General features: G+C 40.4%; 21 protein-coding genes and 2 pseudogenes. 17 read left to right on the forward strand and 6 right to left on the reverse strand.

The window, feature by feature from the left end:
- Window positions 1-3: 3 nt before the first annotated feature.
- The 3 genes and pseudogenes from SH603_RS02275 to SH603_RS02285 all read left to right on the forward strand — a co-directional run.
- Complete coding sequence (locus SH603_RS02275; RefSeq protein ID WP_169470693.1) at window positions 4-1,497, forward strand: DEAD/DEAH box helicase; 1,494 nt, start codon at window positions 4-6, stop codon at window positions 1,495-1,497.
- Window positions 1,498-1,633: 136 nt separating this feature from the next.
- On the forward strand, window positions 1,634-2,599 hold the full coding sequence (locus SH603_RS02280; protein WP_321534034.1) for an IS30 family transposase: 966 nt from the start codon (window positions 1,634-1,636) through the stop codon (window positions 2,597-2,599).
- Between the two features lie 20 nt (window positions 2,600-2,619).
- A pseudogene (locus tag SH603_RS02285) lies at window positions 2,620-2,964 on the forward strand (glutaminase); the annotation flags it as partial.
- A gap of 43 nt (window positions 2,965-3,007) precedes the next feature.
- Here the strand turns inward: SH603_RS02285 and dltD are convergent.
- Genes dltD through dltX form a run of 5 tightly spaced genes read right to left on the reverse strand, consistent with a single transcriptional unit; the run spans window position 3,008 to window position 7,454 of the window.
- Window positions 3,008-4,297, reverse strand: a complete 1,290-nt coding sequence (gene dltD, locus SH603_RS02290; RefSeq protein WP_169477943.1) for a D-alanyl-lipoteichoic acid biosynthesis protein DltD — start codon at window positions 4,295-4,297, stop codon at window positions 3,008-3,010.
- Window positions 4,290-4,529 (reverse strand): D-alanine--poly(phosphoribitol) ligase subunit DltC, encoded by a 240-nt coding sequence (gene dltC, locus SH603_RS02295; RefSeq protein WP_169471192.1) that lies wholly within the window; start codon window positions 4,527-4,529, stop codon window positions 4,290-4,292. Before dltC ends, dltD begins: the two co-directional genes overlap by 8 nt.
- 19 nt (window positions 4,530-4,548) lie before the next feature.
- On the reverse strand, window positions 4,549-5,766 hold the full coding sequence (gene dltB, locus SH603_RS02300; protein WP_321534035.1) for a D-alanyl-lipoteichoic acid biosynthesis protein DltB: 1,218 nt from the start codon (window positions 5,764-5,766) through the stop codon (window positions 4,549-4,551).
- Window positions 5,766-7,292, reverse strand: coding sequence for a D-alanine--poly(phosphoribitol) ligase subunit DltA (gene dltA, locus SH603_RS02305; protein ID WP_169473168.1), 1,527 nt, complete (start codon window positions 7,290-7,292; stop codon window positions 5,766-5,768). Before dltA ends, dltB begins: the two co-directional genes overlap by 1 nt.
- Window positions 7,293-7,313: 21 nt before the next feature.
- A complete protein-coding gene (gene dltX, locus SH603_RS02310; protein ID WP_003665629.1) occupies window positions 7,314-7,454 on the reverse strand; it encodes a teichoic acid D-Ala incorporation-associated protein DltX in 141 nt (46 codons plus the stop codon).
- Window positions 7,455-7,784: 330 nt separating this feature from the next.
- Here dltX and acpS point away from each other — a divergent pair, with 330 nt between their 5' ends.
- The 7 genes and pseudogenes from acpS to ltrA all read left to right on the forward strand — a co-directional run bounded on the left by acpS (window position 7,785) and on the right by ltrA (window position 15,600).
- A complete protein-coding gene (gene acpS / locus SH603_RS02315) occupies window positions 7,785-8,147 on the forward strand; it encodes a holo-ACP synthase (RefSeq protein WP_019254272.1) in 363 nt (120 codons plus the stop codon).
- Complete coding sequence (gene alr, locus SH603_RS02320) at window positions 8,147-9,274, forward strand: alanine racemase (RefSeq protein ID WP_169477945.1); 1,128 nt, start codon at window positions 8,147-8,149, stop codon at window positions 9,272-9,274. The genes acpS and alr overlap by 1 nt, the downstream gene beginning before the upstream one ends.
- A gap of 18 nt (window positions 9,275-9,292) precedes the next feature.
- On the forward strand, window positions 9,293-9,667 hold the full coding sequence (locus SH603_RS02325) for a type II toxin-antitoxin system PemK/MazF family toxin (protein ID WP_003667249.1): 375 nt from the start codon (window positions 9,293-9,295) through the stop codon (window positions 9,665-9,667).
- Between the two features lie 190 nt (window positions 9,668-9,857).
- Complete coding sequence (locus SH603_RS02330) at window positions 9,858-11,234, forward strand: cytosine permease (RefSeq protein ID WP_321534036.1); 1,377 nt, start codon at window positions 9,858-9,860, stop codon at window positions 11,232-11,234.
- Window positions 11,225-12,463, forward strand: coding sequence for a cytosine deaminase (gene codA / locus SH603_RS02335; protein ID WP_169471197.1), 1,239 nt, complete (start codon window positions 11,225-11,227; stop codon window positions 12,461-12,463). The genes SH603_RS02330 and codA overlap by 10 nt, the downstream gene beginning before the upstream one ends.
- Before the next feature lie 384 nt (window positions 12,464-12,847).
- Window positions 12,848-13,638, forward strand: a pseudogene (locus tag SH603_RS02340) (2-keto-4-pentenoate hydratase).
- A 579-nt stretch (window positions 13,639-14,217) separates the two neighbouring features.
- On the forward strand, window positions 14,218-15,600 hold the full coding sequence (gene ltrA, locus SH603_RS02345) for a group II intron reverse transcriptase/maturase (RefSeq protein WP_321534037.1): 1,383 nt from the start codon (window positions 14,218-14,220) through the stop codon (window positions 15,598-15,600).
- An 85-nt stretch (window positions 15,601-15,685) separates the two neighbouring features.
- Here ltrA and cbpA read toward each other — a convergent pair whose 3' ends face one another.
- On the reverse strand, window positions 15,686-16,324 hold the full coding sequence (gene cbpA, locus SH603_RS02350) for a cyclic di-AMP binding protein CbpA (RefSeq protein WP_065867192.1): 639 nt from the start codon (window positions 16,322-16,324) through the stop codon (window positions 15,686-15,688).
- Between the two features lie 205 nt (window positions 16,325-16,529).
- Between cbpA and pth the strand changes: the two genes are divergently transcribed.
- The 7 genes from pth (at window position 16,530) to hpt (ending at window position 23,988) form a co-directional block, all read left to right on the forward strand.
- Complete coding sequence (gene pth / locus SH603_RS02355; RefSeq protein WP_135951497.1) at window positions 16,530-17,090, forward strand: aminoacyl-tRNA hydrolase; 561 nt, start codon at window positions 16,530-16,532, stop codon at window positions 17,088-17,090.
- 18 nt (window positions 17,091-17,108) lie between these two features.
- Window positions 17,109-20,648, forward strand: coding sequence for a transcription-repair coupling factor (gene mfd / locus SH603_RS02360; RefSeq protein ID WP_321534038.1), 3,540 nt, complete (start codon window positions 17,109-17,111; stop codon window positions 20,646-20,648).
- Entirely contained in the window at window positions 20,645-20,917 is a 273-nt protein-coding gene (locus SH603_RS02365; RefSeq protein ID WP_169471200.1) for an RNA-binding S4 domain-containing protein, read from the forward strand. Before mfd ends, SH603_RS02365 begins: the two co-directional genes overlap by 4 nt.
- A 100-nt stretch (window positions 20,918-21,017) precedes the next feature.
- Window positions 21,018-21,374, forward strand: a complete 357-nt coding sequence (locus SH603_RS02370; protein WP_003667261.1) for an FtsB family cell division protein — start codon at window positions 21,018-21,020, stop codon at window positions 21,372-21,374.
- 188 nt (window positions 21,375-21,562) lie between these two features.
- The gene (locus SH603_RS02375) at window positions 21,563-22,057 is read left to right on the forward strand and encodes a S1 domain-containing RNA-binding protein (protein ID WP_003665652.1); all 495 of its coding nucleotides are present in this window, start codon (window positions 21,563-21,565) and stop codon (window positions 22,055-22,057) included.
- A gap of 1 nt (window position 22,058) precedes the next feature.
- Window positions 22,059-23,453, forward strand: coding sequence for a tRNA lysidine(34) synthetase TilS (tilS, locus tag SH603_RS02380; protein ID WP_321534039.1), 1,395 nt, complete (start codon window positions 22,059-22,061; stop codon window positions 23,451-23,453).
- A complete protein-coding gene (gene hpt, locus SH603_RS02385; RefSeq protein WP_169473053.1) occupies window positions 23,446-23,988 on the forward strand; it encodes a hypoxanthine phosphoribosyltransferase in 543 nt (180 codons plus the stop codon). Before tilS ends, hpt begins: the two co-directional genes overlap by 8 nt.
- The last annotated feature ends 229 nt before the right edge of the window (window positions 23,989-24,217 follow it).

Raw genomic sequence — 24,217 nt, forward strand, 5'->3', positions numbered from 1 at the left:
TTTTTGAAGTTTAGTGAATTAGGCTTATCAGATAGCCTATTAAAAGCAATTAAACAGAGCGGATACGAAGAAGCAACACCAATCCAAGAACAAACGATTCCAATGGTTCTTGAGGGTAAGGATGTTATTGGCCAAGCACAAACTGGGACTGGTAAGACGGCTGCTTTTGGATTGCCAATTATTGAAAACGTTGATACTGAAAATCCAAATATTCAGGCAATTATCATTTCACCAACACGTGAACTAGCGATCCAGACTCAAGAAGAACTTTATCGTCTTGGTAAGGATAAACATGTTCGCGTGCAAGTAGTATACGGTGGGGCAGATATTCGGCGCCAAATTAAGAGTTTGAAACAACACCCGCAAATTCTTGTTGGGACTCCTGGACGGTTACGGGACCATATTAACCGTCATACAGTTAAGCTTGACCACATTAAGACCCTCGTTCTCGATGAAGCAGATGAAATGCTAAATATGGGATTCTTGGAGGACATTGAATCCATCATCAAGGAAACACCGGATGATCGACAAACATTGCTCTTCTCAGCAACTATGCCACCAGAGATCAAACGGATTGGGGTTCAATTTATGTCTGATCCGGAAACTGTGCGGATCAAGGCCAAGGAATTGACTACTGACTTAGTTGATCAGTACTATGTTCGTGCCCGTGACTATGAAAAGTTTGACATCATGACTCGCTTGATTGATGTTCAGGACCCCGACTTAACAATTGTCTTTGGTCGGACAAAGCGGCGGGTAGATGAATTGTCGAAGGGCTTGATTGCACGTGGCTACAATGCAGCTGGTATCCATGGAGACCTTACTCAGGATAAGCGTTCTAAGATCATGTGGAAGTTTAAGAACAATGAACTTGATATCTTAGTCGCAACGGATGTGGCTGCCCGGGGCTTAGACATTTCCGGGGTTACGCATGTTTATAATTACGATATTCCATCTGACCCAGATAGCTATGTTCACCGGATTGGTCGAACAGGGCGGGCCGGACATCACGGGGTATCCTTAACCTTTGTTACCCCAAATGAGATGGACTACCTTCATGAGATTGAAAAATTAACCCGGGTACGGATGCTGCCACTCAAGCCACCAACAGCTGAAGAAGCATTTAAGGGTCAAGTTGCATCAGCCTTTAATGATATCGATGAATTAATCGCGCAGGATTCAACTGATCGTTATGAAGAAGCCGCTGAAAAGCTATTAGAAACTCATAATGCAACTGACCTAGTAGCAGCATTGTTAAATAACATGACGAAGGAAGCAGCGAGTGAGGTTCCCGTTAAGATTACTCCTGAACGTCCCCTTCCACGACGTAACAAGCGGAATAACCGTAATGGCAACCGAAATAATGCGCATGGTGGCAACCACTACCGGCGTAAGAATTTCCGCCGTCACCAACATGGTGGTCATCGGAATGATAACCATGGAAAGAGCCATTCCAGTCGTCATTCATTTAATATTCGGAACCGGAAAGAAAATTAAATTAACTACGAAGTCTTTGGTTGAGAGTTGACCAAGGGCTTTTTTATTCGCCGTTTGTAAAATTAAGTTAGAAAAATAGAAAAGCCATTTGTGGTAGACTTTTGAATACCCCTAAACAAAAGAAAGGAAACCACAAATGACTTACACCCATCTTACCACAAACGAGCTGACAATCATCGCCCATTCTTTCGTGCAAAAGCTTAAAGCGTACCGAGTGGCCCAAATGATCAAACGTTGCGCCGAAACCGTTTATCGCGTTTATCGTTACCTGGAAACCGGTGCCTCAATTGCTGATTATCAAGATCACTATATGCGCAATAAGCAACGTTGTGGCCGAAAACGTACTCAGTTGTCACTGGCTGAACTCACTTATATCAACGACAAAATTGCCCAGAGGTGGACGCCTGATACCATTATTGGGCGCGCTGAGCGCCCAATTAGTTGTAACCGGCGAACTCTTTACCGGATGTTTGAACGTGGCCAGTTCGGCTTCGATGTCCGTTCCTTGCCGATGCGAGGTAAGCGGCACCCGAATGGCTATGTCGAGCGCCGTGGGAAGGCTGGCCAATTGGGGCGAAGTATTCACGAGCGTGCCAAGGACTTTCCGCACTATGCCACTGAATTTGGGCACCTTGAAGCTGATACCGTCCAAGGCAAAAAGCACCAAGGGGCGGTAATGACCCTGACCGAACGCCAATCGAAGGTCGAAATTGTACTCAATGTGCACGAAAAGACGGCTAATGCGATTAACCAACACTTAAGTCAGTGGCTTCGGAAATTCCCGCGGCACTTCTTCAAATCGATTACCTTTGACAACGGAAAAGAATTCGCCGGCTGGCGCGAGATTGCCAATCAATTTGACCTTCACACTTACTTTGCCGAGGTTGGTGCTCCCAATCAACGAGGGCTGAACGAAAACAACAACGGTCTTTTACGCCGGGATGGCTTAACGAAACAGCTAGATTTCCGCAATCTTCCTGATGAATTGGTAACCCAACTGATGAGTAAGCGAAATAACCTGCCCCGTAAATCACTAGGCTATCGAACTCCATATGAAGTATTCATGTCTTACGTCACTGATGAGCAACTATTTTCTTTCTAACTTAAATTGACATTTCGGGTATGCAAAACTCAATGATGGTGACATCACAGAGTCTTGCTAACTTAGGAGCAGTCTTGGCAAATGATGGAATTAAACCTTGGGATAATGAGCGTCTTATTAGCTATGAAGATAACGAGTTGGTAAAGAAATTGCTAACAACAGTTGGTTCGTTTGAAGAATCAAAAGAATACACAATTAAAATTGAACTCCCTATTAAAAGTGGTACTGGCGGCAGCTTATTGGCTTGTGCCCCGCAAAAATGTGGTATTGGTATTTTTAGTCCAGCTCTTGATCAACATGGCAATAGTTTGGCAGGAATGAGTTTATTACAAGATGTTGTTGATCAATTAGAATTAGTAGTTTAATAAAAGCGAGACCCGAAGAAAATTCTTCAAGTCTCGCTTTTTGTTAATGTAATTTTTCTTGGAATTTCTGTAAGTTACTAGGAGTTGGGGTTAAGTTAGTCCATTCTGGTGAAAGGAACTTACTATTGATTTGATAATGTGGTTGCGGTTGCTTGTTAGAAATAAAACTATTAGTAGCTTTATCAACTTTTACCCAACCAGCCCAACCGATATGAATAGTATCTTCCATAAATCCAGGCTTATCACCATCATGAGAAAGATCCAAAATGTGATTGAACCCTTGTTGGCGAAGTTGAAATTTGATTTTTTCAACAGATTGGTAATACATATTCATGTTCATCCCCGTGTACTTTTCCCACTTTGAATTAACCGGTGGGATAATAAAGAGGACGTTTGAATTGGTATTCTTAAACTGATTCAAAACTACTTCCAAATCGCCATATTCTGGTGACTTAGTATAATTGAAATTCCGTTGTGATCCCTTTGTTTTCGCTAAGTTTTTCTTCACACGCTGCGTATAGAAGCTGTTTTTAATACCAAAACGGTTGTTATTAGTATCACGTGCGGCTTCGTTCATTGCATCATCATAAAGTTCATTGTAATTGTAACGTGGAGGAAGTTTCTTAACGTTTGGGAGGATATGCTTGCCATAGTTATTATTTAATTGAAAACCTGAGAAAATGGCATCTTCATGAACAAGCATATTAAGCCGGAAGCGGATAACTCCCATATCGAAACTGCTCAGGGATTTTCCTTCAGCAATCTTTTTAGCATATGAAGAAACAGTCCCATCTTTACCAAGCATTGCAATTAATCGCGTTGCAATGTAGCGATCGTATGGTGATTTAGGATTAGCATGTTGAAGCCAGTTAAGGTTAGCGAGTTCACCATTGTAGTACTTGAAAGCTGGTGGTTGAACTCCCTGCTTAGTAAACCATTGTGGTGAAATGATATAGACGGCCTTATTATCTCTCATTTGCGTTTCCATTGAATTAATGTTAAAGAATTGCGGAAGAGATTGGGTACCCCGTGAACCGAAGAGGAAGGGGGTATAGTTATGATAACGAGCAGCCATTACAGAAGGATGGAAACGATCCATTCGCCGTAATTCACTAGAACCAAAGAATGGAACATAGTGGGTGTGCTTATCACTAAGCGCTTGTTGTTTAATTGATTGATTCTTAAAAACAACAGGGCTTAGTGATACTGCAGCTTTATGTTCAATCGCCGCTGAGTGCTTTTTACTAATCGGCAGTGAAAACAAAAGAACTACTAATAGACAAGCGACAATCAGCGGGCCAAAGATTGACCACAGCTTTTTGCCATTATGCATTTTGGAGCTCCTTTACCCGTTCTTCAATCTTTTCAATAGTGTCCCATTGGCTACGGTCAAATTCTGAAACTGGTACTTGAACGCCAAAAGCATCTTGTAAACCAAGAAGAAGGCTAACAGTTGCCATTGAGTCTAAAAGACCACTTTCAAAAAGGTTTTGACTTGCATCACTAAAGTCTGCAGTGTCCCGACCAGTTGCATCAGCTAAAATATTAATAATTTTTTCTTGCATAATTAAAATCCTCCTAAAATTATTTGAATAGATAAGTATCTAAGAACCCACTGAAGATCAAGAAAGTAAACATTACAAAGTTAAATGTGACAAAAATAGCAACTCCAGTAGTGAACTTATTATGTGGTAGCTGTTTTAAGTTTTTTCGCTTGAAACGCAGCCACCAGTCATTAACTACTAGGCCTAGACCTTGGAGAAAACCATAGAGAATATAGTACCAGGTAATTCCATGCCAAAAGCCCATTAGTAACATATTAAGCATATATGCGGTTGATGACAAGGCATTTTGATTCTTAAACCACCGTTTTTTGGTAGCAAGAAAGACGAACCGCATAAAGATATAATCACGGAACCAGAAAGAAAGGCTAATGTGCCAACGGTTCCAGAATTCTTTAAGGTTTTTCGATTTGAAAGGCTGCTTAAAGTTCATTGGGGTCCGCACACCCATAAAGTAACTAATAGCAACTGCAAATAATGAATAACCAGCAAAGTCAAAGAATAAGTAAAGTCCGTAAGTGTACATGACACCGACTAAGTTCCAAGAAGGAAATGATGGATCAGCCAAGGCCGCTTTTTCAAAGAAGGGGTAAAAACGCTGACCAAAGAAATAGCCGATGACAAACTTGTACAAGAAACCAAGGAATAAGTAGAAAATTCCGGTGTTAACAAGATTTAAATATTCCTCGCGGGTGGGGACCTTTTTATAATCCTTTTCAAAGCGCCGGTAACGATCAATTGGTCCAGAAGTAATGGTTGGCATGAACAGAATGAAACGAATGAACTTCCATGGGGAAATCTCTTTGATCATTCCATCACGCGTTTCAATTACTGTTCCGACTGCCCGGAAAGTTAAATAACTAATTCCCAAGAAACCAAGGAGGGAGTTATGACCAACCATTGCTGGTGAAAGCTTAACGATTACAATCGGCAAAATTGATAAGGCTGCAGTGAAGTAAAAAACACCACTCGAATTATTATTTTGCCGGTAGCGATGATAAGCCATCACAATAATTGTCTGGTAAATAACATAAGCAATTAATGAAATTCCTTGTTGCCAGCTTGAACCATCGAACATTAAGAAGATAAAAATGAAACTAATTAATGCTTCATACCAGCTAAACCTCTTCCCAAAGTAAAGGCCGATTCCCAACGGCAAAATAGCAAGAAGTAAGTAGAAGAAGTATACCGGGGTTCCATAAGCACTGAAATTAGGAAGGTTTGAAATCCAATCAATCATTACTTGTTAGCCTCAGCAATCATTTGTTTAACTGCAATCTTGCCATTTGCAGACATTGGGAATGATTCACGGTAAACGAATTGGGTAGGCATCATATATGGCATGATTAAGCTATCCAAGCTTTCACGAATCTGTTTTGTTAATCCAGCCGTATCTTCAGTCACTTCGTTTGGAATAACATAAGCAATCAGGTGCGTAACTTTGCCGTCTTTATTATATTTCGGAACCGCAACTGCTTGTTTGATTAAAGGACTCTTTTCAAGACTGGCACGAACTTCATCGAGTTCAATCCGGTAACCATGTAATTTGATTTGGAAATCCATGCGGCCTTTGTGGTGAAGTAAGCCATCACTGTCAAGAGTTCCCGCATCTCCAGTTCGGTAAGCAGGCACCCCATCAATCTTAAAGAATGACTTGGCTGTTTTTTCTGGATTATTCATGTAGCCACGTGCCACACTATTACCACTAATTACAATCTCACCTTGTTCACCAGGAGTAGTGATTTCTTGATCGCCATTCCAAATAGATAATTTAACTCCTGGCTTTGCATAGCCAACTGGTAAGCGGTCATTATTTTCAATGATTTCAGGTGTAATCTCGATTCCTGATACGGCAACCGTTGTTTCGGTTGGACCATAAGTGTTGAAGATTTTGGCATCTGGGAATCGTTGGTGTAATCCTTTTGCAGTCTTTACTGTTAATTCTTCACCACAGAAGAGAAAGGTCTTTAAGCTTGGCATTTTTTGTTGGTTAAATGCCGGGCTAAGCATTAACATATCAGCAAAGGATGGCGTCCCTACAAATACCTCAAGATCAAGGTTTGGTAGGGCAGTAAACATCTGACCAAAATTCTCAACAACTTCGTGAGGAAGGGCCTTGATTGTCCCACCATTAAGTAGTGTTGGTAACCAGTACATGTTTGAAAGATCAAATGAATATGGTGGCTGCCCTAAGAAATTAGCATGTTCTTTGATCTTAAATTCATCACTTAGCATCCAGTCAACAAAGGTCATAAAGTTATCATGACTAACTTCAACCCCTTTTGGTGAACCGGTAGTTCCAGACGTAAAGAGGACATAAGCTAGTTCGTCACCATTAATCATTGCTGAAGTATCAAAAGTTTGTGGTGTTGCCAAAATTTTTTCAAGCTGTTGATGATCGACAATCGGGGCATCAAACTGGAGATCATTGTTTGGAAAATCATTAACAGCAATAATCATCGCCGGTTTAGCAGTATCCAGAATTGATTGCATCCGTGGAATTGCTGAATCGTTGGACACTGGAATATAAGTATGTCCAGCTTTTAGAGCTGCTAAAAAGCTAATAATCATTTCAACTTGATGATCACCATATACGAGAATCGGACTACGATCAGGTAAAGATTGAGTACTAAGCCATGCCGCTAAAGTATCAACTGCTGAGCTTAAGTCCGCATAAGTGGTCGTTTTGCCCATTTCATCATATGCGATCCGCGTTGAGTTGTCCTTGGCAATTTGCTCAAAGACGGTAATAATATTCTTACTCATATATTATCTATTTCCTCCGCATTAGAATTCGTTGTAGATAAATGGCTCTTGGCCTGCTCCATAATAACCATAAAGGTAGATTAATAAAAGAAGCACTACAAAGTAAAATAATGTTTTTAAGATGAATCGTAATGCAGGATGGCGTTGAATAATCTGAGCCATAGTTCTCCTTCTCTCATCTTTATAAATTTGTAATTGGCATTCATATCAAGAATACCATTAATTGTGTATCTCGGCTAATAGGGTGAGTTACTTTCACCTTACTATAAAATCCTTAAGAAAAAATTAATGAAATATTCAAAAATAAGAATGCTTATTGCCTTTAAATTATAACTTTTTCTGAGCTAATTGTAACTAGAAAAACCTAAACTTTATTTATAATTTTATATGACATGACAATGATGGACTAATGTAACAATAATTGCAAGAAGCGCTTATTTTCGATAAGATTAAGCGGTAGATACTAGCGAGAATTAAGGAGACGAACGCTCGATGATTAAGGGGATTGGAATCGATATAACCGAGATTGAACGAGTTAAGAAAGCTGCGACAGCGCATTCTCAATTCATCCAGCATGTATTGACACCGACTGAACTAGAACAATATAGTCAATTTAGCGGTCAGCGATCAGTAGAATATCTTGCTGGTCGGTGGTCGCTAAAAGAATCTTTTGCTAAAGCATACGGAACGGGAATTGGTGCTAAACTAGGCTTTCATGATATTGAAATCATTGATAACCAATATGGAGCGCCAATTGTGACTAAATCGCCGTATAATGGTAATGCTCATGCTTCAGTGAGTCATACTGCCACATTAGTAATGACAGAAGTAATTTTAGAAAGTGAGAATGAATAATGGTTAATGGTCGTTTGCGAGATACATCATTAATAGTGGACTTAGATGCATTACGTCATAATATTCAAGAACAGAAAAAAGTATTGCCCGAAAATAGTAAAATCCTTGCCGTTGTAAAAGCGAATGCTTATGGTAATGGATTGATTCCAGTTGCCCAAACGGCAATGACCAGCGGTGCGAGCGGTTTATGCGTGGCGATATTAGATGAAGCATTAGAATTACGGGATAACGGGATTGAAGCGATGACGCTTGTCCTTGGAATTACGTCCGTTGAAGATGCGTTGATTGCTGCTCAAGCCGGAGTTTCTTTAACAGTTGGCTCCTTAGATTGGCTTGAACAATATCATCAACTAGCACAAGTTGCCAAGCCTAAGAAACCATTAAAAGTTCATCTTGGGATTGATTCAGGGATGGGCCGGATTGGGTTTACAGAGGTAGATACATTTAAGCAAGCTGTAAAGCTGCTTGATAGTCCTGAATTTGAATTCGAAGGAATGTTCACTCATTTTGCAACTGCTGATAGTCCTGATGAAAATTACTTTAATCAGCAGGTCCAACGTTGGCATCAATTTGTTGCCAGCCTTGGTGAACTGCCGCCGTATATTCATATGGCAAATTCGGCAACCGGTTTATGGCATCGGGAGACAATCACTGCTAATACAATTCGAATGGGTATTTCAATGTATGGGCAAAACCCATCTGGACGTGACTTAAAATTAACGCTTGATTTACAGCCCGTTAGTTCATTAGTTTCATCAATTTCTTTTGTTAAGCAGTTAAAGGCAGGAAGATCTGTCAGCTATGGCGCTACTTATACGGCGGAGCAAGATGAATGGCTAGCTACCTTGCCAATTGGTTATGCTGACGGTTATCCACGGTGTATGACTGGTTATAAAGTATTAGTTGACGGTCAATTTTGTGATATTGCCGGACGAGTATGTATGGATCAAATGATGATTCGACTTCCTAAGTATTACCCAGTCGGCACTCCAGTAGTATTGATGGGTAAGTCCGGTGATCAAGAAATTACAGCAACTGATTTAGCTGAGCAGGCCGGAACTATTAACTATGAAATCCTAACTAATATTAGTAATCGGGTTCATCGCATTTATCGCCAAAATAAATAATTAAGGGAAGCGAAGGTAATGACAAAACGAAAAGTAAAACGGGGTGACATCTATTACGCTGACTTATCCCCGGTAATTGGATCGGAACAGGGTGGCGTTCGTCCAGTCCTGATCCTTCAAAATGACGTGGGAAATCATTATAGTCCAACAGTAATCATTGCTGCGATTACTGCCCAAATGCAAAAAAAGAAGATGCCTACTCATGTCCAACTAAAAGGTAAGTCGTTACCGTTAACTCATGATTCGGTCATTTTGTTGGAGCAATTACGTACGATTGATAAACAACGATTGAAAGACCGAATTGCTCATTTATCGCCAGAGACAATGGCAAAAGTGGACAAAGCATTAACCATTAGTGTGGGGTTAAATGCTGCATATGATGAAAATAAATGAGTTTGACAATTTGCGTCAGAACTCGTATACTCACTATTAAATTAATCACGGTTCTTTTAATGTAGCCCAGAGAGACTACAAAAGACAAAATAATATAAGCATAGTGGGCACAAAACTATGCTTCCTCTTTTGTAAAGCTCTAGGACCATTAAAGGGACTAGAGCTTTTTTAGGTCTAAGGAGGATATCTTGTGAAAGAGCAAAAGGGGACAACGATTTTTAGTATTCCAATGAAGAACAGAAAGACTAATACTTGGGATATGTTTGCCACGTGGGTCGGGGCAAATGCCAATAATGGGACATGGTTTGTCGGCGGAGTGCTCGCCGCTTGTGGATTTTCGGTTGCCATGAAGGTCTTAGTATTGTCATCTGCCTTATCATATGTATTTTTAAGTTTGGTAGGTTACATTGGTTATAAGACTGGGGTATCAACGATGACTTTAAGCCGTGCTTCATTTGGTGAACGGGGCAGTTATCTCCCATCATTAGTTAATATTACCCAATTCATTGGTTGGACAGCGGTTAATACTTTTATTGCGGCCCAATCGGTAAGCATTCTTTTCCATGACTTATTAGGATGGCCTGTGTGGGGACAGCATGGCGGCTATTTAGGGCTAGTAGTCGGGATTATTATCATGAGCATTCTCCATATTATTAGTGTTTCTAGCGGATCACGTTCAGTCCAAATGATTGAGCGGTTAGGGATAATCCTTGTTCTTGTATTCGTCATTTGGGAGTCAGTAGCTGTTTTTCGAACCGTTTCCTTCAGTCAAATTGTAAATTGGCATGTTCCTGCGCAATCAAAAATGGCAGTCGGTGCGGCGGTCGATTATGTAGCAGCTTTTAATTTAGCCTGGGTAACTGCCGGTGCTGATTTCACCCGCTTTACTGCTAAAGAAAAGAATGCGACTTTGACGCCGTTCCTTGGTGCTTTACTAGGGGTTGTATGGTTTGCTTTCATCGGCCTGATTTCAACAATTAGTATTGCAATTTCAAGTGGGGTATATAACGCAAATAACTCTGATCCCTCAACGATTGCTAGTAAGTTAGGACTGGGGGTAGTTGCCCTTCTTGTTATTATTTTGACCTCGATGACGGCAAATGCTGTTAATTTATTAGCGGCCGGATCAGCTCTTTCAAATATCTTTACAAAGCTCAAATTAGAGTATTCATTATGGATCGTAGTATTGCTTGCGACAGTTGTGACCTTTATTCCGATGTTTGTCGGTAGTTTCTTGAGTGCTTTTGAATCGTTCCTTGACTATGTGGGGATGGTGTTAGGACCTACAATTGCCATTATTTGTACTGATTTTTATTTCCGTGCTCATCGGCAATATGATGTTGATGAATTAGGTAAAGTTGGTGGAAAATATTGGTATCGCGGAGGCGTCAACTGGGTAGCAATTATTGTTTTTGCTATCGGAGTTGCCTTCTTCTTAGGCGTGCATCAGCTGCCAATCTTCGTAAATACGATTGGGGCCACATTTATTGATATGTGTTTGAGTGGTATCCTATACTATGGAATTATGTTGTTGGTTGACCGAAAGGGAAATGAATTATGCTATTAAAAAATGTACATGTTGATAATCATGAAGAAGTAGTCGATGTTCGAATTCTCAATGGAAAATTTAGTGAGATTAAGGCTAACCTAACGCCCCATGATGGTGAAGAAGTTATTGACGGTAAAGAAAATTTACTTTTACCACCATTTGTTGATTCTCATGTTCACTTAGACGCTACGCTTACTGCTGGTCAGCCAGAATGGAATGAAACCGGGACTTTATTTGATGGTATCCGAATTTGGAGTGAACGGAAACAAGATTTAACGAAGGAAGATGTTAAATCGCGTGCGAAAAAGACATTACTAAATATGGTTGGTCATGGGATTCAACACGTACGGAGCCATGTTGATGTAACTGATCCTCATTTAATTGCCGCCCGTGCTCTTCTTGAATTGCGTGAAGAATTAAAAGACTGGATCGACTTGCAGTTGGTTGCATTTCCCCAAGAAGGTATTCTTAGCTATCCTCATGGACGTGAATTAATGGAGCAGGCGGTTAAAGAAGGATTAGATGTCGTCGGTGGTATTCCCCATTTTGAATTTACAACTGAATATGGGTGGCAATCCGTCCATTTCTTAATGGCTCTTGCGGATAAGTATGATCGTTTAGTTGACGTTCACTGTGATGAAATCGATGACCCAGCTTCGCGTAATCTTGAAGTTTTAGCGACCGAAGCTTATGAACGAGGGATGAAGGACCGGGTCACAGCAAGTCATACGACAGCGATGGGATCATATAATGATGCTTATACTTATAAATTATTCCGTCTATTAAAGATGAGTGATATTAATTTTGTATCTAATCCATTAGTCAATGTTCACCTTGGCGGTCGCTTCGATACTTACCCAAAGCGTCGCGGCGTTACTCGGATTAAGGAATTAACAGGAGCGGGGATTAATGTTTCCTTTGGTGAGGATGATATCCAAGATCCGTGGAATCCTCTCGGCGATGGTAACATGTTAGATGCAGTTACGATGGGTGTTTATATTGCTCACTTGATGGGGTATCACCAACTGCAAGATGCCTTTAATTACGTAACCTATAACGGTGCTAAGACATTGCATATTAGTGATAATTATGGAATTGAAGTAGGAAAACCTGCAAACTGTATCTTATTGAATGCCCACGACTTTTATAATGCCCTTAATAAGCATGTTGAAGTTCTTTATAATATTCGTCATGGGAAGGTTCTTGCCGAGACGAAACCAGCTGAAACCAAAGTTAATATCAAATAAAATTAAAAAAATCTCATAATAGTTATTGACAAGTTTGGGAATGACCAGTATATTATATCCAACAATTAAATTTAGATTAGAAAAACGTTGAAGGAAATAACGATTTGAAATTGGTGACAGAGAATTAGCGGGTGGTGTGAGCTGATCGGGATTTCTAATTGTTAATCGTTCCTGAGTTACCGGCTGAAACCAAGTAAGCTGAGGTTGGCTGCCATCCATTATTTTGGCCACAAATGATTGTTTGTGAATGAGAGGATTGACTACGAGTTGATCAAAGTAGGATGGTACCGCGCAGAAGCGTTCTTACAATTGCGATGAAGCAATGTAAGGACGCTTTTTTCTTTCTAAATTTTAAAAAAATATTTTGTCTTGGAGGTAATTATTATGACTGAATTAAACGCACGACAGGAAGAATTTGCTAAGGCTCTTTTTGAAGCTTATGACACTAATACGCCATTGAAAGAGGAAGAATGGAAAGACGTTGTTACTGATGATGAAACCGCATATGCAGTTCAAGATGCGGTAGTAAAGTTAAAAGGAAAGCCAACTGCAGGATATAAAGTTTCGTTAACTAGTAAAGAAACTCAAGACATGTTTGATGCTGATTCACCATTGTATGGACAACAAGTTGCTGAACGATTCCTACAGTCACCGGCGGATGTTGACTTGCAGATGTTAAATGAACCGTTATTAGAGGTTGAATTAACCTTCCGCGCAAAAGAAGACTTGCAACCTAGTGATACATTAGAAGATTTATTTCATAAGGTAACTGTTGCGGGAGCCTTAGAATTGCCTGATGCACGTTTCGTCGATTGGTTTCCAGATTTAGGAAAATATAATGTAATGGCTGATTGTGCTGTTGGTGGTCTTGTTGTATATGGTGAAGAACATGATGCAGATAGCGTATTTGAAAATGTTGACGATGCTGCTAATGTTCATGCCGTTTTATTCAAAGATGGTAAGAAATTAAAAGAAGGGGTATCATCAGAAGTTTTAGGCAATCCCTTTAAGTCTCTTCAATGGTTAGTACAAAAATTAGCTGAACAAGGAAAAGCATTTACCAAGGCCAAATGGTATCATCCGGAACATTTGTCTTACCACCTAAGCTCACTGCTGGTAAGTGGGAAGTTGAGTTCGATAGCGGTTTAGGAAACGTTGTAGTTAATGCGAAATAAGTGTTGAAAGCAGATGGGAAAATTGGGTGAGAAATCGCCAACGGAAATTAATATTTTGAGAATCGCCGTTTGTAAAATTAAGTTAGAAAAATAGAAAAGCGATCTGTGGTTGAGTTAATCACAGGTCGCTTTAATAGTGCGCCCGGCATGGGTATTAGCTAGGTGGTGAAAGTCCGCTATGGGCCGTAGTAGTCGGAACCATGAGCTGAGGACAAGGGTGTCCACCGTGAGGTGGAATCTGAAGGAAGTCTAAGGCAAAGTACTGCATCGATGAACAAGAAGTAGCTATAAGGCTGAAATTAACTGGATAAGGCTGCTAGACAAGTTGAAGTCCAATACTACTCGAAGTTGGTCTCAGTAAAGCTAACGATGACATGGTACGAAAGCTAATATTCTTACCCGGGGAGATCTGGCCTACACGTTTCCGACAAGAGGAATAAGTTTAATTTCCACAGAAACAAGCGGTGCAGTGATGCAGTGTTGAGTAAGCCAGAAGTCAGCCGAGGTCATAGTAGTTTGAATAATTAGATGAAGGACTGAACGACAATAACTTGTAACTTATATCGGAGGTGTAATCAGGTGCGACAATCGCAGAAAACAGAACAACAAGCTGACCGCTTGTCGAGGATAGGTTTGGAAAACCGAAAGTACACAAGGGCGCGTAGTACCGGTTATGGTGAAGGTAAAGGTATGAGTGTCACTATCCAAGACCTGGTCTTGGATCGCAATAACCTTAATCAGGCTTATTTGCGAGTTAAGAGAAATAAAGGAGCAGCAGGCGTTGACGATATGACAGTCAATGACCTTCTGCCATATCTCAGAGAAAATAAGACGGAACTGATCGCTAGTTTGCGTGAGGGCAAGTATAAACCAGCTCCAGTCAAACGGGTAGAAATTCCGAAGCCTAATGGTGGAGTAAGAAGACTTGGAATACCAACGGTGGTGGACCGAATGGTTCAACAAGCTGTAGCCCAAATTCTTACGCCTATCTTTGAGCGTATTTTCTCTGATAATAGCTTTGGCTTCCGTCCCCACCGTGGGGCCCATGACGCTATTTCAAAAGTAGTAGATCTTTATAATCAAGGTTATCGAAGAGTTGTCGACTTAGACCTAAAAGCCTATTTTGATAACGTTAATCATGACTTGATGATTAAGTATCTCCAACAATATATTGATGACCCATGGACACTAAGACTCATTCGTAAGTTTCTAACTAGCGGAGTCTTAGACCATGGGCTTTTCGCTAAGAGTGAAAAAGGAACCCCACAAGGAGGGCCATTGTCACCACTACTGGCGAACATCTATCTAAATGAGTTGGACGAAGAGTTGACTAGACGTGGTCACCACTTTGTGCGCTATGCGGATGATTGTAACATCTATGTTAAAAGTCAACGAGCCGGAGAACGAGTAATGCGAAGCATTACCCAGTTTCTAGAAAAGCGCTTGAAAGTTAAAGTGAACCCAGATAAAACCAAAGTCGGTAGCCCGCTACGGTTGAAGTTTCTTGGCTTTTCGTTGGGTGTAGACCACAATGGGGCCTACGCCCGTCCAGCTAAACAATCGCAACAACGAGTAAAGAAAGCACTGAAGTTATTAACTAAACGTAATCGTGGAATATCTCTGACAAGAATGTTTGAAGAAATTCATCGAAAAATGCGTGGGTGGCTTCAGTACTACTCAATTGGTAAACTAACTAACTTTATTCAACGCCTTGACAAGTGGTTGAGGGTCCGAATAAGGCAGTATATTTGGAAGCAATGGAAAAATTTTAAAACTAAGGTAACTAACTTACATAAGTTGGGGCTGTCCCAGCGTGATGCACATGTCTTCGCTAGTACCCGAAAGGGCTACTGGCGAACTGCACATAGTAAGACCTTGAGCTATTCTCTAACTAATAGAAAACTGGAACAACTTGGACTTATGAATATGTCCAAGACGCTCCAGTCAATTCAATGTGATTAAGTTGTCGAACCGCCGTATACGGAACCGTACGTACGGTGGTGTGAGAGGTCGATAATTGAACTAATCAATTATCTCCTACTCGATTTTAATAACTTTGGTGCAAGTCTTCAATTTCTGAAACTTCCAACCCTTTTTTCTCAAGTCGTTTAACAATTCGTTCCATCTTTTCTTTAGTAACATCAGCAGGCAAGGTGTATAAGACTCGTTTCATTGTCTCGTCTTCGGGATCGAGTGAAATGACATTTACGATCTGACAAAAACGAGTGATTTCTTTGGCAGCCGTTACCAGAGCTCCCCGTTCATCAGGAGTGATGACGGTTAGAACATAGCTTCCGTTGTTGACGTTCCAGCCAGCAGCTAGCATTCGTAAAAGACTATTGTGGGTTAGTATTCCGTAAAACTGGTTATTGTTGTCCAGTACCGCAATATATGGAAGATCACGAATAGCAAAGAAGATAGAGAAGAAAGCGGCGTTAATTGAGATAAATTTAGTAGCATTCTTTAATAATGCAGTTACCGGTAAATGCATATCCCCCTGTCGTGCTTTATGCCGGTAAAGATGCATCTTATAAATATTTCCCCGAAAGATCTTTCCTGACTTATCGAGAACTGGGACACACCGATAGCCGGTATCCTCCAAGACAGTCAGAGCCTCATCCAATGTCGCTGTTTCTGGAAGAGTTGTTAAGGTTGCTTTGGGTTTGATTAATGAATTGAAAATCATAATTAACATCCTTTTTATCGATTAAGTGCACCAATTATAATAACATATTTCTATCAAAAGGATTAGAGAAAAATTAGAAAACTTATACTGTTAATTCAAATTAGTATGCTGAAAAAAGTAACATAGGGTATAATACTAGTTAAAATTTATGCTGGACGGGAAGAGTGACCGTGCGGCTTTTTTGCGTGAAAGGAATGAAAGAACAATGAAAATGATTGTTGGCTTAGGGAATATTGGGACGCGGTATGATGAGACCCGTCATAATACTGGTTTTATGGTAGTTGATCAACTAGCACGAGATTATCACCTGGGAGCATTCACCCACCTAAAACAAGAAGCAGTCGCAGTTAGTGGGGTAATTAATGGTGAAAAAGTAATGTTGGTAAAGCCGACGACGTTCATGAATGATTCAGGACGAGCAGTCGGACCACTAGTAGACTATTATGATATTGATTTGGATGATCTCGTAATTATTAACGACGACTTGGATATGCCAGTTGGTAAAGTACGTTTAAAAACACATGGGGCTTCTGGTGGTCATAACGGGCTTAAAAGCATTATCAGCGCGTTAGGAACCAAGAACTTCAACCGGGTAAAAGTAGGGATTGACCATCCCCAACATGGAACAGTGGTTAGTCATGTCTTAGGTAAATTTTCTAAAGAAGAACGTCCTAAATTTGACCAAGCAGTTGAACAAGCTGAGCATGCATTGGAAGACTGGATTAATGGGGAAGATTTTGCCAAGTTAATGAATGCTTATAATTAAAATAGAAAGGTGGCGTTGATGGTGCAAATAGAAAATTTAATCGAGAAGACGCCATCATTTAAACAAATTACGGCTGACCTCCAACCCAAGAACCATCAATTAATAACGGGGATTTCTGGATCAGCGCGAACTGAATTACTAAGTGCTCTTTCTAAAGAAGGGCAGCGACCAATTCTAGTAGTGACCGATACGATTTCCCATATGCAGGAATTAGCTAGTGACTTAGAGAACCTCCTTCCTGCCAATCGTGTTTATCAGTTTCCGGTTGAAGAGGTTTTAGCAGCGGAAGTAGCAACTAGTTCTCCTAACTATCGTCTTCAACGGGTACTAGCCTTAAATGCTTTGATTAATAACGAACCGGCAGTTGTGGTTGCATCTACTGCGGGGTTACGGCGCAATATTATTTCACCAGAATACTTTGCTCAGTCCTCGTTAAAGATTAAGACTGGCGGGGAAGTGGATCCAGCAAAAATTCGGCAACAATTAAGCGCAACGGGGTACCAATATCAAAAAATGGTGTTGCGTCCTGGTGATTTTGCGATTCGTGGATCGATTATTGATATCTATGCCTTAAATACTGATAATCCGGTTAGAATTGATCTCTTTGATACAGAAGTTGATTCACTCCGGTATTTTGATGCTAGTACCCAGCGGAGTATTGACAACGTTGAAGAAGTTCAGATACTGCCGGCAACAGATTTTATTATCCCAGCGACTGAATTTTCGCGGGTGCATGAAGCCCTTGATACTGAATATAAAAAGGTAGTAAAGGAGTTAAGTGCTGACGATGCTGATATTAAACAGCAGGTGGCTAACCGCTTTGAACCATTATTGAACGCGCTTAAGAACCAGCATTTGCCTAATGAACTTTTAGAATTTAGCAACCTGGTTTATCCGACAAGGCACTCCTTATTTGATTATCTTCCTGATGATGGGACGATTTACTTTGATGACCTGACGCGGATAAAGCAATTTGCCAAGCAGATGACCCAGGAAGATGCGGGTTGGTTTAAAGATAAGGTTGCCCACCACCAATTAACGGATATTCCAGATCTTAGCAATGACGTATCGGCCATAATAAAAAAAGACCCGCATCCGCAAATTTATGGCGCCTTATTCAAAAAAGGTCTCGGTAATATTAAACTTAGCCAAATTACCGACCTAAAAAGCAGAACCATGCAACGTTTCTTTGGGCAAATGCCACTGCTGAAAGCCGAACTTCAACGGTGGATGGATCAAGGGCAAACAGTAGTACTGATGGCTAATAGTCCAGAACGACGAAAGCAAATTGCCCAAACGCTTGTTGACTTTGATATCACCGCAACAGAAACTGAATTAACAAATATCAAGCCAAATATTGTTCAAATTGTTGCTGCTAACTTAAATAATGGATTTGAAATGCCGCTTTCTGGGCTGGTTGTTATTACAGAAAGCGAGATGTTTAAGCAGGTAAAAAAGGTTCATTATCGTCCACAAAAGCTTGCCAATGCCGAACGATTAAAAAATTATACTGACCTTAAACCGGGTGACTACGTAGTTCATGTTAATCATGGAATTGGGATTTTTAGTGGAATTAAGACGATGGAAGTTGACCATGTTCATCAAGACTACATGATCATAAATTACCGGGATAACGCTCAGATATATGTGCCAGTAACCCAGCTAAATCTTGTCCAAAAGTATGTATCATCAGAATCTAAGACCCCGCATATCAACAAGCTTGGCGGTAACGAATGGGCAAAGACTAAGCGGCGCGTTTCTTCAAAAATTGAAGATATCGCTGATGAATTAGTTGACTTATATGCTAAGCGAGAAGCGGAGAAGGGATATGCTTTTCCGAAAGACGATTATCTCCAAAAACAATTTGATGCTAATTTCCCGTATAATGAGACTCGCGATCAGTTGCGGAGTATTGATGAAATTAAAGAGGATATGGAAAAACCAAAGCCGATGGATCGACTGTTGGTGGGGGATGTCGGCTATGGTAAAACTGAAGTTGCAATGCGGGCAATTTTTAAAGCGGTCACTGGAGGAAAGCAGGTTGCCTTCCTTGTGCCAACAACTGTTCTTGCCCAGCAACACTACAACACCCTGATGCGCCGGTTTGAAGGCTTCCCAATCAACATTGCCTTGATGTCACGTTTCAAGACGCCAAAAGAGCTAAAAGAGACAGAAGCAGGGCTAAAGGATGGAAGCGTCGATGTTGTTGTTGGAACCCACCGAATCCTATCAAAGGATGTTGAATTTAAGGACCTTGGGCTGTTAATTGTTGATGAGGAACAGCGCTTTGGGGTAAAACATAAAGAAAAACTAAAGCAATTAAAAAATAATGTTGATGTTTTAACCTTGACAGCAACCCCGATCCCTCGGACATTACACATGTCAATGCTGGGTGTACGAGATTTATCAGTCCTTGAAACACCGCCAGCTGGTCGTTACCCAATCCAAACCTATGTAATGGAGCAAAATAGTAGTGCGATTCGCGATGGGATTATTCGTGAAATGCAACGCGGTGGACAGGTTTATTACCTTCACAATCGCGTTCATGACATTGAAGAGACAGTGGCATGGTTACAAGACCTTGTTCCTGAAGCCCGGATTGGCTATATTAATGGTCAAATGAGTGAAAATGAACTGGAGACAGTCCTCTATGAGTTTATTCAAGGAAATTATGATGTATTAGTGACTACCTCTATTATTGAAACGGGGGTTGATATCCCGAATGCGAACACCCTCTTTGTTGAAAATGCTGATCGGATGGGGTTAGCACAGCTATATCAGATTCGTGGACGGATTGGCCGTAGTAATCGGGTGGCCTATGCTTACTTTATGTATCAGCCTAATAAGGTCCTAACCGAATTAGGAGAAAAGCGGCTAGCTGCAATTCGTGATTTTACAGAGTTGGGATCTGGATTTAAGATTGCGATGCGGGATCTTGCTATTCGGGGAGCTGGAAACCTCTTGGGAAAACAGCAGCATGGGTTTATCGATTCTGTTGGTTATGACCTATATTCGGCGATGCTTAGTGATGCGGTAGCTAAAAAGCAGGGTAAGAAGCAAACTATTCACTCCGATGCGGAGGTTGAGTTAGGGGTTGAAGCTTACCTACCAACGGATTATATTGCAGATCAACGGCAAAAGATTGAATTATATAAGACAATTCGCCAAGCTAAGACGGATGAAGAAGTTATTGATATTCAAGGTGACTTGATTGATCGGTTTGGTGATTATCCGGCACCTGTTGGGACGCTGTTGCTCGTAAGTCAATTGAAGAATCATGCTGATTTGGCAATGATTGCTGAGATTAAACGGCAACGGGATAATATTAATATTAAGTTTACCGAACGTGCTAGTCGCTTGATTAAAGCCCCCACAATAATTAAAGAGTTAGCTAATACGCGGTTTAAAGCGACGATTGGTGAAGATGATCAGCAACTAACGATTCGGCTGGTTATCCAACCCAAAATGACAACTGATGATTGGCTTCATCAGCTGCTGCAATTTGTAACGGCTTTGGGAAATGTTATGCAAGTCGATGAAAAAGGAGCGGAAAAATGAGATTAGATAAATTTTTGAAAGTATCACGGATTATTAAACGTCGATCAATTGCTAAGGAAATCGCGGATCAAGGACGGATCTTAATTAATGGTCAACCAGCAAAGTCGTCCAGTCGGGTAGCGTTTGGGGATACTTTAACAATTAAGTTTGGTAATAAGACCGAAACAGTTAAGATTAATCGGATTGTTGACACAACAAAAAAGAGTGAAGCAGAAGATATGTATGAAATTGTCGATGAGACTTATGCGGAATCCTTTGACCAACTATAATGTCTTCTGAGATATAAAAAAGTTGATAATTATATAGACATTCTCCGCGGTATCTTGCTATACTTAAAGCGTGATAAGTTAAAATGGAGGGGAATGTCAGATGAAAGGACAATCTGATAGCAAAATTTCACAATTAAATACCCCATATGCCCGCCAGGTTTCGAATCAAAAAACATATAATCGGCATGTGCATAAGCGCCGTTGTCAGCGGATTATTGCCGTTTTTTTGGTTATATTCTTAATCTTTGGAATTCAGATATTTCAGAGTAAACGGACATTAGCGGATATTAATGGTAATATTCGACACGCACAATCACAATTAACAAAACAAAAGCAAAAGAATCAACAACTGCAACGGCAAATTAAGTTGTTGCATAATCCCGAATATATTCAGCAGGTTATCCGTGCTAAGTATAATTACTCTAAGAAGGGCGAGATAATCTATAATTTGAACTAATGATCACAAAATAGGATGTTTTTAGTAGGGTTAGAATATTTTAAATGTTATAATTGAGAATGTAATTGGGTTATTTTTCAGCTTAGTTTTTTATGAGAAGTTTAGTTATTTTCTTACGTTTTCAAGATGAAGTTATGATATACTCAAATACAAAAATATGAGATGGTTCAGGAGGATCTATAGGTTTCATGGCAATTGAAGTTGGAGCAAAGGTTTCAGGTAAAGTTTCAGGAATCACTAATTTTGGTGCATTCGTTGATTTAGATGATAATCAGACAGGGCTAGTACACATCAGTCAAATCTCTGATAAATATATCAAGGATGTTCATGATGTATTGGCTGTCGGGGATGAAGTTACAGCAAAAGTAACACGGATTGGTGATGACGGTAAGATTGCTCTTTCAATCAAGGCCGCAGCTCCTCGTGAACATCAAGATCATCATGAAAATAACCATCATCGTGAAAATAATCACCGGGATTTTCATCACGAACGGAATAACAATTTCCGTGGCCACAATGATAACTTCCGCGGAGGCTTTAGTGGTCGCCACCATAACAGTCACCAACACGAAGACTTTAATGACATGTTAGCTGGCTACTTAAAGGAAAGTGAATCGCGTTTATCTACTTTGAAGCGTCAAACTGATGGTAAGCGTGGTGGCCGTGGTGGTCGACGGAGCTAATATGACGGATTTACAACAAGCATTTGAGCGACACCTAGTAAGGAGTCGCTTTTTTGCTACCCAAGATAAGGTGGTAGTGGCTGTCTCAACCGGGGTCGATTCGATGGCCCTTTTAGATCTCTTGCAGCACTTGCCGTCAAAGAATCGTCCCCAGATTATTGTTGCCCATATGAACCATGAGTTACGAAAACAAAGCCAGCTTGAAGAACGGTTTATTCGGCAATATTGCAAACAAAATAATTTAAAACTCGCAGTTGCGCACTGGCCACAAACTCTTCATCCACAGACCGGGGTCGAAAACGCTGCTCGGCAAGCCCGCTACCATTTTTTTCAGGAAGTGATGGAAGATAACCAAGCAAAAATCCTGCTCACGGCACACCACCAAAATGATCTAGCAGAAACAATGCTGATGAAGATGACTCGTGGGGGTCAATTGAGTCAATTAGTGGGGATACGGGATCGACGCCCATTTGCTTCTGGAACCTTAATTCGGCCACTTTTACCCTTTAGTAAACAACAGCTAAAGAAATATGCTTTACAGCATCATCTTAAGTGGTATGAGGATAAGACAAATAAGGACTTGAACATTCAACGGAATCGATTTCGGCATGCAATAATTCCAATGCTTGAAGAGGAAAATTCCCAGTTGCTTTCCCACCTCGAAAGCTATCATCAACAGTTAACGGATCTTCTTGCCTGGCGTGACCAAGAAGTTGCAGATCAATTAGCAGCATGTGTTGATCAACAAGGAAGGATGATCCTGGCAAGATTAGCGAAAAACAAGGAAATTATTCGAAAAGAAATTTTACGACAATGGTTTAATCAACAAGGAATATATGATATTAAGGACCAGCAACTTGATGAATTGCTGCAGACCTTAGAAAACGAGCAAAAGCCACAGCAAATCATTGGATTGCCGCACCGATATGTTCTTGAGAAATCCTACGCTACTTGTGCGTTAAAAAAATTGGATAATCCGCTTGAGAACCTACAAAAGCCCCAAGATCATGTGATAAAATTGGAACAATGGTATCAAGTAGATTCAATAAAATTAATGGCAGTGTCAGCTGAAAAGTCGTTTTTCAAGGATGAAGAGCAGGTAGTTTCGCAATGGCTTGCTCCTGATCAATTTCCACTGCGGCTACGGCAATGGCGACAAAAAGATCGAATTCGCTTAAAAAATGGCCATCACCAGTTAGTCAAACGGGTTCTAATCGACCAAAAAGTTGCCCGAAAACAGCGTGACCAGCAAATGGTCTTGGTTGATGCGCATGGTGAGGTCGTCTGGGTAGTTAATCGAAAGTGGAGTTGGTTTGAACGGCCAACTGGCTATCAGCAGACATGGCAGCCATGTTTTATTGGAATAAAAAATAAGGAGAAAAAGGTAAATGAATAACGATATTGAGCGTGTCTTATATAGTGAAGAAATGCTTGGCAAACGAATGGACGAATTAGCAACGGACTTAACAAAAGATTATAAGGATAAACGGCCAATTATCATTTCCGTTCTAAGTGGGGCAGTTTTGTTTACTGTTGATATGATCGAACGGCTAGACATCATGGCCCAAATCGACTTTATTGATGTTTCTAGTTATTTTGGTGGCTTAGGTTCGACTGGAAAAGTTAAACTTATTCATGATTTAAAAACAAATGTTAAAGACCGGCATGTTCTAATTATGGAAGATATTGTTGATACTGGTCGTACTTTGAAATACTTGATGGACCTTTTAGCTGACCGGGGAGCAAAGAGTATCAAGGTTTGTTCATTATTAAATAAGCCAGAAGGTCGGAAAGTAGATGTTGACCCTGACTATGTTGGCTTTACGGTTCCTAAAGAATTCTTGGTTGGGTACGGCCTTGATTACAAAGGATTCTACCGAAATTTGCCATATGTTGGAATTTTGAAGCCATCTATATACCAAAATGATTAAAAATGTTAGATAATTAGGATGACGGAAAAATCAATATTAAATGGACGGTATTTTAAAGATATTCTTAATTAACGTCCATTTTTATGGATCCGTAAATATGTAGTATGTATTATTAATAACATTGGCGATAAAACTATTAATTCTTCTGTGAAATTAATGGTCAATATTTGTCAAATATGCTATGATAGTGACTACAATTATAAAATATCGTTGCTGGTAGATAGGAGGT

Origin of the sequence: Limosilactobacillus reuteri (assembly GCF_034259105.1) — a bacterium.
GTDB lineage: Bacteria > Bacillota > Bacilli > Lactobacillales > Lactobacillaceae > Limosilactobacillus > Limosilactobacillus reuteri_G.

Bases quoted from the DNA above. Each gene is read 5' to 3' on its own strand.
- acpS (WP_019254272.1), top strand. From the start codon at position 7,785: ATGATTAAGGGGATTGGAATCGATATAACCGAGATTGAACGAGTTAAG.
- SH603_RS02365 (WP_169471200.1), top strand. From the start codon at position 20,645: ATGAGATTAGATAAATTTTTGAAAGTATCACGGATTATTAAACGTCGA.
- alr (WP_169477945.1), top strand. From the start codon at position 8,147: ATGGTTAATGGTCGTTTGCGAGATACATCATTAATAGTGGACTTAGAT.
- mfd (WP_321534038.1), top strand. From the start codon at position 17,109: ATGGTGCAAATAGAAAATTTAATCGAGAAGACGCCATCATTTAAACAA.
- codA (WP_169471197.1), top strand. From the start codon at position 11,225: ATGCTATTAAAAAATGTACATGTTGATAATCATGAAGAAGTAGTCGAT.
- pth (WP_135951497.1), top strand. From the start codon at position 16,530: ATGAAAATGATTGTTGGCTTAGGGAATATTGGGACGCGGTATGATGAG.
- dltX (WP_003665629.1), bottom strand. From the start codon at position 7,454: ATGGCTCAGATTATTCAACGCCATCCTGCATTACGATTCATCTTAAAA.
- hpt (WP_169473053.1), top strand. From the start codon at position 23,446: ATGAATAACGATATTGAGCGTGTCTTATATAGTGAAGAAATGCTTGGC.
- dltA (WP_169473168.1), bottom strand. From the start codon at position 7,292: ATGAGTAAGAATATTATTACCGTCTTTGAGCAAATTGCCAAGGACAAC.
- SH603_RS02370 (WP_003667261.1), top strand. From the start codon at position 21,018: ATGAAAGGACAATCTGATAGCAAAATTTCACAATTAAATACCCCATAT.
- SH603_RS02280 (WP_321534034.1), top strand. From the start codon at position 1,634: ATGACTTACACCCATCTTACCACAAACGAGCTGACAATCATCGCCCAT.
- dltB (WP_321534035.1), bottom strand. From the start codon at position 5,766: ATGATTGATTGGATTTCAAACCTTCCTAATTTCAGTGCTTATGGAACC.
- dltD (WP_169477943.1), bottom strand. From the start codon at position 4,297: ATGCATAATGGCAAAAAGCTGTGGTCAATCTTTGGCCCGCTGATTGTC.
- dltC (WP_169471192.1), bottom strand. From the start codon at position 4,529: ATGCAAGAAAAAATTATTAATATTTTAGCTGATGCAACTGGTCGGGAC.
- tilS (WP_321534039.1), top strand. From the start codon at position 22,059: ATGACGGATTTACAACAAGCATTTGAGCGACACCTAGTAAGGAGTCGC.
- SH603_RS02375 (WP_003665652.1), top strand. From the start codon at position 21,563: ATGGCAATTGAAGTTGGAGCAAAGGTTTCAGGTAAAGTTTCAGGAATC.
- cbpA (WP_065867192.1), bottom strand. From the start codon at position 16,324: ATGATTTTCAATTCATTAATCAAACCCAAAGCAACCTTAACAACTCTT.
- SH603_RS02325 (WP_003667249.1), top strand. From the start codon at position 9,293: ATGACAAAACGAAAAGTAAAACGGGGTGACATCTATTACGCTGACTTA.